The 11,311-nt window shown below is 74.4% G+C and carries 10 protein-coding genes; 2 read left to right on the top strand and 8 right to left on the bottom strand.

Going from position 1 to position 11,311, the window contains the following annotated elements:
- Window positions 1-121 precede the first annotated feature (121 nt).
- The 6 genes from HEQ75_RS11105 to hrpB all read right to left on the bottom strand — a co-directional run bounded on the left by HEQ75_RS11105 (window position 122) and on the right by hrpB (window position 7,493).
- Window positions 122-1,240: a YbfB/YjiJ family MFS transporter gene (locus tag HEQ75_RS11105; RefSeq protein ID WP_168030351.1), complete on the bottom strand. Its 1,119-nt coding sequence runs from the start codon at window positions 1,238-1,240 to the stop codon at window positions 122-124.
- Window positions 1,241-1,252: 12 nt separating this feature from the next.
- Window positions 1,253-1,525 carry a hypothetical protein gene (locus HEQ75_RS11100; RefSeq protein ID WP_168030349.1) on the bottom strand — a complete coding sequence of 91 codons (273 nt, stop codon included), beginning with the start codon at window positions 1,523-1,525 and terminating at the stop codon, window positions 1,253-1,255.
- A 79-nt stretch (window positions 1,526-1,604) separates the two neighbouring features.
- Window positions 1,605-3,002: a HAMP domain-containing sensor histidine kinase gene (locus HEQ75_RS11095; RefSeq protein WP_168030347.1), complete on the bottom strand. Its 1,398-nt coding sequence runs from the start codon at window positions 3,000-3,002 to the stop codon at window positions 1,605-1,607.
- A 25-nt stretch (window positions 3,003-3,027) separates the two neighbouring features.
- Window positions 3,028-3,708 (bottom strand): winged helix-turn-helix domain-containing protein, encoded by a 681-nt coding sequence (locus HEQ75_RS11090; RefSeq protein ID WP_168030345.1) that lies wholly within the window; start codon window positions 3,706-3,708, stop codon window positions 3,028-3,030.
- 99 nt (window positions 3,709-3,807) lie between these two features.
- Window positions 3,808-4,902: a trypsin-like peptidase domain-containing protein gene (locus tag HEQ75_RS11085; RefSeq protein WP_168030343.1), complete on the bottom strand. Its 1,095-nt coding sequence runs from the start codon at window positions 4,900-4,902 to the stop codon at window positions 3,808-3,810.
- Between the two features lie 128 nt (window positions 4,903-5,030).
- Entirely contained in the window at window positions 5,031-7,493 is a 2,463-nt protein-coding gene (gene hrpB, locus HEQ75_RS11080) for an ATP-dependent helicase HrpB (RefSeq protein ID WP_168030341.1), read from the bottom strand.
- A gap of 134 nt (window positions 7,494-7,627) precedes the next feature.
- Between hrpB and HEQ75_RS11075 the strand changes: the two genes are divergently transcribed.
- Both HEQ75_RS11075 and HEQ75_RS11070 read left to right on the top strand, forming a co-directional pair.
- Complete coding sequence (locus HEQ75_RS11075) at window positions 7,628-8,341, top strand: DUF4189 domain-containing protein (RefSeq protein ID WP_168030339.1); 714 nt, start codon at window positions 7,628-7,630, stop codon at window positions 8,339-8,341.
- Window positions 8,342-8,406: 65 nt separating this feature from the next.
- Window positions 8,407-9,312, top strand: coding sequence for a polysaccharide deacetylase family protein (locus tag HEQ75_RS11070; protein WP_168030337.1), 906 nt, complete (start codon window positions 8,407-8,409; stop codon window positions 9,310-9,312).
- 12 nt (window positions 9,313-9,324) lie between these two features.
- Here HEQ75_RS11070 and HEQ75_RS11065 read toward each other — a convergent pair whose 3' ends face one another.
- Both HEQ75_RS11065 and HEQ75_RS11060 read right to left on the bottom strand, forming a co-directional pair.
- Window positions 9,325-10,290, bottom strand: a complete 966-nt coding sequence (locus tag HEQ75_RS11065; protein ID WP_168030335.1) for a tripartite tricarboxylate transporter substrate-binding protein — start codon at window positions 10,288-10,290, stop codon at window positions 9,325-9,327.
- Between the two features lie 10 nt (window positions 10,291-10,300).
- The gene (locus tag HEQ75_RS11060) at window positions 10,301-11,275 is read right to left on the bottom strand and encodes a tripartite tricarboxylate transporter substrate binding protein (RefSeq protein ID WP_168030333.1); all 975 of its coding nucleotides are present in this window, start codon (window positions 11,273-11,275) and stop codon (window positions 10,301-10,303) included.
- Window positions 11,276-11,311 lie beyond the last annotated feature (36 nt).

The following is an 11,311-nucleotide window of genomic DNA, read 5'->3' as shown; positions in this document are numbered from 1 at the left end:
CCCCCCGATTTCGCCGGCATCCGTAACTCGGCGGGGCCTCCCTCCCGGGGGGCTCCGCCCTTTTTTTGTCGCCCCGCGGCGCAACCCGGATGGCCGGGCCCGGCAACCGGGGACGGGGCGATCAAGCCCGGGCGATGGCGGTGGCGAAGGCCGCCAGGGACAGCGCCAGGCAGGCGCCGAACACCATCGCATGGCTGCCGCCGCTGGCCGCGAACAGCGCCGCCAGCGCGAAGGCCACCACCGCCTGGGCCACGGCATAGCTGGCGGTGGCGCGCACCCACACCAGCCCGGCCTGCGTGCCCGCCACCTCCCGCGCCGCGGCCAGCGTCACGGCGGTGGCGCCGATGCCGGCGAAGCCGCCCGCCGGGGCGGCCAGCAGCAGCGCCGGCCACCAGGGCAGCAGCGCCGCGGCCAGCGCCACCACCTGCACCGCCAGCCAGAGCGGCAGCGCCCGCCGCCCGCCGATCCGCCCGGCGACGCGCCCGCCGAGCAGGGTGCCGGCCACCGCGCCCAGCCCGAACAGCACCCAGATCAGCGACCCCGCCGCCACCGGCAGGCCGCGCCCGCGCACCGCGAGGTCCGCCAGGTAGACCATCGGCGCCACCATGCCGGCGCCCGAAAGCCCATAGGCCAGCAGCAGCCGCACCGCCCGCGGCACCGCCGGCGCGCTGGCTGCCACCGGCACAACCGGCGGGTTCGGCCAGGAAGGCCGCCCCGCCAGCCACAGCAGCCCCGCCACCAGGCCAAGACCGGCCCAGGCAGCGCCCAGCCCGCCCGGCAGCAGCAGCGGCACCAGCAGGCCGACCAGCGCCACACCGCTGCCGGCCCCGGCCATCACCACGCCACCGGCCAGGCCGCGCGCTTCCGGCGCCACGCTGGCCTGCACCGCCGGACCGGTCAGCGCCATCAGCAGCCCGCCCGCCAGCCCGGCCAGCCCGCGCCAGGCGACGAACCAGGCGAGCCCGCCCGGCAGCGCGCAGGCCAGGAAGGACAGCAGCACCAGCGCCATGCCGACATCCAGCGAAAGCCGCACGCCCAGCCTTGCGGCCAGCGCCCGTCCGCCCAGCACGCCGGCCAGGTAGCCCGCCAGATTGGCCGCCCCCAGCAGCCCGCCGCCGCCGCCATCCACCCAGCCGGCGCCGACCATGGCCGGAAACAGCGGCACATAGGCGAAGCGCGCCAGGCCGATGCCGGCCAGCACGGCCGCCGCACCGGCCAGCGCCGGGCGCCAGAAGCTCATGCAGGCATCCCTTCAGCCCGGCCGATGCTGTGCCGCGCGCAGCGCCCGGCGCAGCTTGGCGATGCCTGTGCGGACATGGCCCGCATCGCACAGCGCCAGCCCCTCCGCCGCCAATTGGCGCTGGATCGGCGTGGCGGGCAGGGCCGCGAGCCGTGCCGCCAATTCCCGGCAATAGGCCGGGCCATCGGTGGTGACGCGCAGCGGCGGGCTGGGCTGGGCGAGGGCCGGCAGCGCCTGGATGCCCAGGGCAAGGTCGAGGGCCAGCAGAAGTCGGGGCACGGACATGATGCGGCGCAGCCTGGGCCAGAACGCCGCACCGGGGCGTGGCGCCGCGGTGAATGCCCCGCCATGCCGGCGCATCGGCTCACGCCACCGGCAGCCGCAGCGTCACCGTCAGGCCGGGCGGGCTGCCGCCGGGGGTGGTATCGGCCAGCACCACCTCCCCGCCATGCAGCATCACCACCGCCCGGACCAGCGACAGGCCGAGGCCGGAGCCCGGCGTGGTGCGCGCCGCATCGGTGCGGAAGAAGCGCTCGCCCACCCGCGCGCGCTCCGCCGCCGACAGGCCAGGCCCGGCATCGGCCACGGCAATCTCCACCACCGCCGCCACCTGCCGCGCGGAAAGCCGCACCAGCCCGCCGGGCGGGGTGAATTTCAGGGCATTGTCCAGCAGGTTGGCCACCGCCTGCAGCAGCAGGTCGCGGTCGCCCACCAGGGCCAGGCTGTCCGGCAGCGCCGAATCCAGCACCCGGCCGCCCTCCTCCGCCGCCGCGCCGTAGAGTTCCACCGCATCCGCCAGCATCGGCGCCAGGTCGAGCGGGGCGAAGGCGGCGCGGCGCGCCCCGGCCTCCACCTCCGCGATGCGCAGCACCGCCTTGAACACCCGGGCGATGTCGTCGAGGTCGGCGATGCCCTGTTCCACCGCGGCCCGCAGCGCCTCCTCATCCGCCGCGGCGTCCAGGCTTTCCTCCAGCTTGGCGCGGGCGCGGGCGATCGGGGTGCGCAGATCGTGGGCGATGGCGTCGGAGACGCCGCGCACGCCCTCCATCAGCTGGGCGATGCGGTCCAGCATGGCGTTCATGGTCATGCCCAGCCGGTCGAACTCGTCCTGCCGGTCCGACAGCGGCACCCGGCGCGAGAGGTCGCCGGCGCTGATCGCCGCCGCGGTGCCGTAGACCGGGTCAAGCCGTTCCTCCAGCGCCCGCCGCAGCATCCAGGCCCCCAGCACGGCAATGGCGGCGGAGGAGGCGGCGGCCCAGGCGATGCCCTCGCTCAGCAGGGCGCGCAGCCGCAGCTTCTCCGCCACGTCGCGGCCCACCAGCATGCGGTAGCCCTCGCCGAGATCGACGCGCAGCAGCCGCGCCTCGCTCACCAGCCCGTCGCGCAGCAGCGGCATGCGGATCCAGGGCGCATCGGCCTGCGCCTCCTCCGGCCAGGCTTCCAGATTGCCGGCCAGGATGCCGCCATCCGGGGCGCGCAGCAGGTACAGCGCCTCGTTCTGCACATCCAGCGCCAGCCGGTCGATGATGGCGGGCACCAGGGCGACGGGGCCGGCATCCTGCCGGCGTTCCATCAGCGCATTGGCGTCGGCGCGGATCGCCGCATCCGTCTGCCGGTCCAGCGCCCCGGCGGTGTTCCACCACAGCACCACCGCGGCGGCGGTGGCCGCGGCGGCGAACAGCGCGGTGAACAGCAGCGCGAAGCGGCCGGAGGCGCTGCGCAGCAGGCCGATCAGCGGCAGCTGGGCGAGGCCGGGGGTCATCCGCCCGGCCGGGTCGCCGGCGCCGTCACGCCTGGGCGCGGATCATGTAGCCGGCGTTGCGCACCGTGTGGATCAGCGGCTTGTCGAAGCCCTTGTCCAGCTTGTGGCGCAGCCGGCTGACATGCACGTCGATGACGTTGGTCTGCGGGTCGAAATGATAGTCCCACACCTTCTCCAGCAGCATGGTCCGGGTGACCACCTGGCCGGCATGGCGCATCAGGTGTTCCAGCAGCCGGAATTCGCGCGGCTGCACGTCGATCTTGCGCCCGGCCCGCGTCACGGTGCGGGAGAGCAGGTCCAGCTCCAGATCGGCCACCTTCAGCCGCGTTGTCGGCACCTCGGCGGAGGGGCGGCGGCCCAGCGCCTCCACCCGCGCCAACAGCTCGGCGAAGGCGAAGGGCTTGGTGAGGTAGTCGTCGCCCCCGGCCTTCAGGCCCTTCACCCGCTCATCCACCGCGGTGAGGGCGGAGAGGAACAGCACCGGGCTCAGATTGCCCTGGCCACGCAGCGTCTCCACCAGCCGCACCCCGTCCACGCCGCCGGGGAGCATGCGGTCCAGCACCAGCACGTCGAAGCCTTCCGAGGCGGCGAGGAACAGCCCGTCTCGGCCATTGGCGGCGTGTTCCACCGTATGCCCCGCCTCCTGGAGGCCCTTCTTCACGAAGCGGGCGACTTCGGCGTCGTCCTCCACCAGCAGGATGCGCATGGCTGTTCCAGAATTGCGTGCAGCGAAGCGCCCAGGATAGGGCGCGCGGGCAGGTGCCGTCACCTGCCCGGGATCATGAGGAAATGGTCACCCGGCGCCTCATCCCGGCGCCGGCGTGGCGGGCCGCCGGCCGACGCGGACCGTGAGCTCGGTGGGCCGGCCGTTGCGCAGGATGGAAAGCCGGACATTCTGCCCCGGCGTGATGGCGGCGATGCCGCGCACCAGGGCGCGGCTGGTGTCCACCCGGTCGCCCTCGATCGCCACCACCTGGTCGCCCTGGCGCAGCCCGGCGCGGGCGGCCGGGCTGCCGCGCTCCACCCCCGCGATCAGCACCCCGGCCCCGGCCCCGTTGCGCGCCCCCGGCTCCGTCACATCCTGCACCGAGACGCCCAGCCAGCCGCGCTCCACCCGCCCGGAGCCGCGCAGCTGGTCGATCACGCCCCGCGCCAGGTCCGACGGCACCGCGAAGCCGATGCCGGCGGAGGCGCCGGAGGGGGAATAGATGGCGGTGTTGATGCCGATCACCTCGCCCGCCATGTTGAACAGCGGGCCGCCGGAATTGCCCGGGTTGATCGGCGCATCGGTCTGGATGAAATCGTCGAAGGGCCCGGCCCCGATCTCCCGCCCCCGGGCGGAGACGATGCCGGAGGTGACGGAGCCGCCGAGGCCGAAGGGATTGCCCGCCGCCAGCACCCAATTGCCGACGCGCAGCGCCGCGGAACTGCCCCAGGCCAGGGCCGGCAGCGGCGCCGGCGCCTCGATCCGCAGCAAGGCCAGGTCCGTCAGGTCATCCATGCCGACCAGCCGACCGGCATATTCCTGGCCGTTCTGGAAGGTGACCTGGACGCGGGAGGCATTGCCGATCACATGGTTGTTGGTCACCACATAGCCCGCCGGGTCGATGACGAAGCCGGACCCGGCGCCCATCACCTGCTGGCTGCGGCCGCGCTGCCTTTCGCGGAAATAGCGCTCGAAGGGCGTGCCGCGCAGTTCCGGCGGCATTTCCGTCCGCGCCTCGGAGGTGACGGAGATGCTGACCACGGAAGGCAGCACCCGTTCCGCCAGGTCGGCGAAATCCGGCACCATCTGCATCGCGACGCCGCGCTGCGCCTGGGCCTGCGGGGCGGCGGCGCAGCCGACCACCGGCAGCAGGGCGAGGCCGGCAAGCGCGCGGCGGGACAGGGAATGGGGCATCGGCTCTCCCATGGAGGTCTCCGGGGCAAGGGGGGGCGCCTTGCGGCGCGCTTCGGGCATATGGTTCGCGACCAAGCCGGCGCCATGCGGCCGGCCGGGTCAAGTCTCGGAAGCTGAAGGTCCGAGGCTCAAGCCTGGCGGGGTGGCGGCGGTTCCGCGGCCCAGGGATCCTCGGGCCAGGGGTGGCGCGGATAGCGGCCGCGCATGTCGCGCCGCACATCCGCCCAGGCGCCGCGCCAGAAGCCTTCCAGGTCGCCGGTGATCGCCACCGGCCGGCCAGCCGGCGACAGCAGCGCCACCTGCAGGGGCACCCGCCCCTCCGCCAGCGGCGGCATCCGCTGCAGGCCGAACAGGTGCTGGGCGCGGGCCTCCAGCGTCGGCACCTCCCGGTCATAGTCGATGGCGGCGGAACGGCCGGCGGGCAGCGCCAGCCGGGCGGGCAGCGCCGCCTCCAGGCGGCGCTGCCGATCCCACGGCAGCAGGTTGCGCAGGATGGAGGGCAGGTCCAGCGCCTTCGCCTCCGCCAGCTTCGTCTTCCCCTGCAGGTGCGGCGCCAGCCAATCCGCCGCGGTCGCGGCCAAGGCGGCGTCCGACAGATCCGGCCAGGCCTCGCCTTCCGCCTGGCGCATCCAGCCGATGCGGGCGCGCAGCTGCTTCGCGGCGGTCGACCAGTCGAGGTCGCGCAGCCCGCGTTCCGCCACGGCAGCGGCCAGGGCGGCGGCGATGGCGGCGGGGTCGGCGCTGGGCTGGGCGTGGTCCTCCAGCACCAGCGGGCCGAACATCAGCCGGCGGCGCGCCAGCACCGCCCCGGCACGGGCATCGAAGGCCGCGCCCTCCACCCAGCGCAGCCGGTCCGGGAAGCGGGCTTCCAGCGCCGCGCGGTCGAGCGGCGCGGCCATGCGGATGCGCGCCTCCGTGCCCTGCAATTCCAGGTCGGCCACGGCGAGCAGCGGGGCACGGGACAGCGGATCGGTTGCGCCCAGACGCGCCCCCTGGCCGGAGGCAAGTCGGAAGGCGCCATCCATGCTGCCGCGCCGGGCCGCGATCCGGTCCGGGAAACCCGCCGCCAGCAGCGGCCCGGAATCCCCGCCCGGCAGCGCCCCGCCATGCAGCTTCAGCCGGCGGCGGTGCACCGCCCCGGCGCGGCGGATGCGCTGGATGGTGGGCCGGTCCGCATCCGGGTGGTCGGCGCCATGCAGCAATTCCAGCCGCAGGTTGATGTCGCAGGGCTGGTCGCGCCCCCGGATCGGGTCGCGTTCCTCCAGCAGCGCGGCGAGGTCGGCGGCCAGCGCCTTCTCCCCATCATCCTCCGCCGCCAGCAGCAGCCGCGCCAGCCGGGGATGCGTGCCCATGCGGGCCATGGCGCGGCCCATGGCGGTGATGCGGCCGGCACCATCCAGCGCGTCCAGCTGCGCCAGCAGCGCGCGCGCGGCCGCCAGCGCGCCGGCGGGGGGGGCATCCAGGAAGGGCAGGTCCGCCGGCGCGGCGCCCCAGGCGGCACAATCCAGCGCCAGGCCGGACAGCTCCGCCTCCAGGATCTCGGGGCGGTCCTGCAGCGGCAGGCCGCGATGCAGCGCCTCCGACCACAGCCTTATCGCCACCCCCGGCGCGGTGCGCCCGGCGCGGCCGGCGCGCTGGTCCGCCGCCGCGCGGCTGATCCGCACCGTGGCCAGCCGTGACAGACCAGTGGCCGGGTCCAGCCGCGGCGTGCGCCGGAAGCCGCCATCCACCACGATCCGCACCCCGGGCACGGTCAGCGAGGTTTCGGCGATGGAGGTCGCCAGCACCACCTTCCGGCGGTCCGAGGGGCTCAGCGCCCGGTCCTGCTCGGCGGGCGGCATTTCGCCGTGCAGGGGCAGCACCTCCGCCTCGATGCCCGCAAGTCGCTCCGCGGTTCGGCGGATTTCGCCCCAGCCGGGCAGGAAGGCCAGCACGTCGCCCGGATGCGCCCGCAGCGCCTCGCGGATGGCACCGGCCATGGCCTCCGGTAAATCCCGGGAGTCCTTCAGGTCCCGCGGCCGGTGCTCCACCTGCACGGGGAAGGCCCGGCCGAGGCTCTCGATCAGCGGGCAATCGCCCAGCAGGCCGACGAAGCGGGCGACATCGAGCGTGGCGGACATCGCCAGCAGCCGCAGGTCCGGCCGCAGGGCACGCTGCATGTCCAGGCAGAAGGCCAGCGCCAGGTCGGTGTCAAGGTTGCGCTCATGCGCCTCGTCGAACAGCACGGCCGCCACCCCTTCCAGCGAGGGGTCGGATTGCAGCCGGCGCACCAGCAGCCCTTCGGTCACCACCTCCACCCGCGTGCGGTCCGACACCAGGCGATCCAGCCGCGTCGCCAGGCCGATGGTGCCGCCGGGCTGCCCCTCCCCGATCAGCGCCGCCATGCGGCGGGCGGCGGCGCGGGCGGCGACGCGGCGGGGTTCCAGCACCAGGATTCTGCCCGTGGCCCAGGGTTCCTGCATCAGCGCCAGCGGCGCCAGCGTGGTCTTGCCGGCGCCGGGCGGGGCCACCAGCACGGCGTTGGCGCCTTCGCGCAGCGCCGCGGCCAGGCGCGGCAGGGCTTCGGTGACGGGGAGTTCGGGCAGGGTCATGCCGGGACTGCCTACGCCGGCGCGAAACATATGTCACATGCGGCGCGGTTTCCGCCGCGAAAACGCAACATGGCAACATCGCCGGGCAAGGTTGCAGGTCCAAAAGGTCCCCACGCCGCCCCGAGGACCCCGCCATGCGCCCCGCCCTGATCCGCATCGCCTTCACCCTGCTGTCGCTGACCCTGCCGGGCCTGGCTGAAGCGCAGGGCCAGCGCGGCGATGCCGGCGCGCAGTGCCGCGCGGAGTGCGGGCGCGCTGCCAGCCGGCAGCCGGGGGCCGGGCCGCAGGCGGCGCAGGCCTGCACCATCCGCTGCCAGGCCGGGCTGGCCTTCCTCGCCTCCCAGGGCCGCGGCCCCGCCCCCGCGGCGTCGCGGGGCGTGCGCCGCCCCCAGGCGGTGCCGGTGGCGATGCGCCCGACCAGCCCGCCCGCCCGCGCCGCGCGCCCCGCCCCCGCGGCACGCCCCTTGGCCAGCCCGGTGCCGGCACCGCGCGGCAACCTGGCGGTGCTCTACGCCGCGCGCTCGCCCTCCGCCGGCTTCGGCCTGGTGGTGGGGGAGCCGGACCGGATGGCCGCGCATCGCCTGGCGGAACGTGCCTGCACCAGCGGCGGGCCGGGCTGCCGCCCGGTGGCCGAGTTCAACGCCGCCTGCGCCGCCGCCGCCCATGGCGTGCAGCGCAGCCAATGGGCGATGTTCATGACCTCCGACCCCAGCTCCTTCACCGTCACCTCGATCTCCGCCGGGGCCGGCGCGACGCAGGCCGAAGCGGAACGCGCCGCGGTGGCCGAATGCCGCAGCCGGGACCGCACCGCCACCTGCCGCATCGCCGCCGCCGCCTGCCGCGGCTGAGGCCGGGTTGACCCTGCGCGCGCGGCGCCCCTAGCGTCGCGGCATCCGCGCAGGGAACCGCCGCCATGAAACTGCCCAGCCACAGCCGCTACGCCGCCAGCGCGATCCCGACGCGGCCAACCTACACCTGGCCCAATGGCGCGAAGCTCGCCCTGCTGGTCTGCAACAACATCGAGCATTTCGCCTTCCGCGCCGGCCTCGGCAGCGACAGCGCGCAGGTCGGTGCCGCGCAATCCGCCCGCAACTACGCCTGGCGCGACTACGGCAACCGCGTCGGCCTGTGGAACATGCTGGAGATGCTGGACGAGCTGGACATCCCCAGCGCCCACAACGTCAACACCGCCGCGCTGGACTACATGCCGGAGATCGCGCCGGCGCTGACGAAGCGCGGCGACGAATTCATCGGCCACGGCCGCAGCAACGCCGAACGGCAGGACATATTGTGGGAGGAGGATGAGCGCCGGCTGATCGCGGAAACCCGCGACGGCATCATCCGCCACAGCGGCACGGCGCCGAAGGGCTGGCTCGGCCCCTACCTGGCGCAGAGCAACGTGACGATGGACCTGCTGCGGGAGGAAGGCTTCACCTACGTCATGGACCTGCCAGCGGACGACCAGCCCTTCTGGATGGCGACGCGCGCCGGGCCGATCCTGTCCGTGCCCTATTCCATCGAATTGAACGACAGCCCGGCCATGGTGTTCCGCCAGCACAGCGGCCGCGAATTCGCCGACATGATCGTCGACCAGTTCGACGAGATGCTGGCGCAGTCCGAACGCCGGCCGCTGGTGTGCAGCGTGGTGCTGCACACCTTCGTCGTCGGCCAGCCCTTCCGCCTGCGCCCCCTGCGCGAAGCCCTGCGCCACATCCTGCGCCACCGCGACCGGCTGTGGGTGACGCGGCCCGGCGAATTGGCCAATTACGTCGCCGGGCTGCCCAAGGGCGTGGTGCCGGGGTCGGAGATGCTGGGGTAGAACCCCACCACCTCAGCCGATGCGGATGCCCGCATCGCGGATCACCTGCCCCAGCCGGGCGCTTTCCGCGGCCAGGAAGGCGGCGAAATCCGCCGGCGTGCTGGCCACCGGCTCCGTGCTCAGCGCGCGCAGCCGTGCCTGCACCTCCGGCCCCTCCAGCGCGAAGCGCAGCGCAGCATGGGTCTTCTCCAGCGTTCCCGCCGGCGTGGCGGCGGGGGCGAACAGCGCGCACCAGTCGGACAGCGCGAAGCCGGGCAGGCCGGATTCGGCGATGGTCGGCGCCTCCGGATAGGCGGCCAGCCGCGCCGGCGTCGCCGCCGCCAGCACCCGCGCCCGCCCGGCGGACAGCACCGGCAGCGCGGTGGAGGTGGTCATGAAACTCGCATCGATGACGCCCGCCGAAAGGTCCCGCGCCGCATCCGCGCCACCGCGATAGGGCACATGCGTCAGGCGGATGCCCGCCGCGCGTTGCAGCATCTCCCCGGCCAGGTGCTGCGCCGTGGCGTTGCCCGGCGTGCCGTAGCTGATGCTGCCGGGGGCGGCCTTCGCCTTGGCCAGGAACTCGGCGAAGGAACGCGCCGCGAAATCCGTCTTCACCGCCAGGATCTGCGGCCAGATCACCACCTGGCTGATCGGCGCGAAGGCCGTGGCGTAGTCGAAGGGCAGGCCGTGGAACAGGAAGGGGTTGGTCGCATGCGTCAGCGTGGCGAAGAGCAGCGTGGTGCCATCCGCCGGCGCCTGCGCCACCGCGCCGGCGGCGATGGTGCTGCTGGCGCCGCTGCGGTTTTCCACCACCACGGTCTGGCCAAGGTGTTCCCCCATGCGCGGGGCGATCAGCCGCGCGATGGTGTCCGCCGCGCCACCGGGCGCGAAGCCCACCAGCAGGCGCACCGGACGCGCCCCCTGCCCCAGGGCGGGCGCGGCCAGCAGGCCGGCGCCGAGTGTCAGCGCCGTGCGGCGCGTCAGGTGCGATGCCATGGCGGTGCCCTCAGCCCAGGGTGATGCGTGCGGAGGTGATGAGCGCCTTCCACATGTCGTGTTCCCGGCGCAGCACCGCCGCGGCTTCCGCCGGCGTGGTGTGGCGCACCTCCGCCCCGGCGCGGCCGAAGGCGGCGGCGGTGGCGGGCTTCGCCAGCACGGCCTGGATGGCGGTGTTCATCGCCGCCACCGTCGCATCCGGCGTCGCCGCCGGCACGAAGACGCCCAGCCACAGGTCGATGTTGAAATCCGCCAGCCCGGCCTCCGCCGCCGTCGGCAAATCCGGCAGTGCCGGCGGGCGGCGCGTGCCGGTGGTGATCAGCCCGCGCAGCCGGCCATCGGCCAACAGCCCGCGTGCGCCGGCGATGCTGCTGAAGGTGAACTGCACCTTGCCCGACATCACATCCGGCATGGAGGCGGCGATGCCGCGATAGGGCACATGCGTCGCATCGATGCCGGTGCGCTGGTTCAGCATCTCGCCGGCCAGATGCGGCGTGGTGCCGACGCCGGCGGAGGCGAAGGAAAGCTGCCCGCGATGGGCCCGGCCATAGGCCAGCAATTCCTGCATCGAGTGGATGGGCAGCGAGGGCGTGACGACGCAGACCAGCGGCGAGGAGCTGATGATCGCCACCGGCTTCAGGTCGCGGAACAGGTCGTAGGGAACGCTGGCCTGCAGCGAGGGGTTGATGACTATGGCCGGGTCCATGATGAGCGCCGTGCTGCCATCCGGCGTCGACTTCGCCACATGGTCGGAGCCGATCATGCCGCCGGCGCCCGGGCGGTTGTCCGCCACCACCGTGCCGCCCGTCACCTCGCCCAGCCCCTGCGCCAGCACGCGGCCCAGCGTGTCCACCACGCCGCCCGGCGCATAGGGCAGCACCAGGCGCAGGTTGCGCGGCTGCGCCCGCGCCACGCGCGGGGCGCCGAATGCCATGGCCGCCGCGGCAGCGAGCAGGCCGGCGCGGGTGATGATTGGTCCGTTCATGTTGAAGCCCCCATTGGTGTTTGCGTGACTCTCCAA

Source organism: Falsiroseomonas selenitidurans, assembly GCF_012103215.1.
Taxonomy (GTDB): Bacteria; Pseudomonadota; Alphaproteobacteria; order Acetobacterales; family Acetobacteraceae; genus Falsiroseomonas; species Falsiroseomonas selenitidurans.
This window is presented reverse-complemented; position numbering and strand designations above follow the sequence as displayed.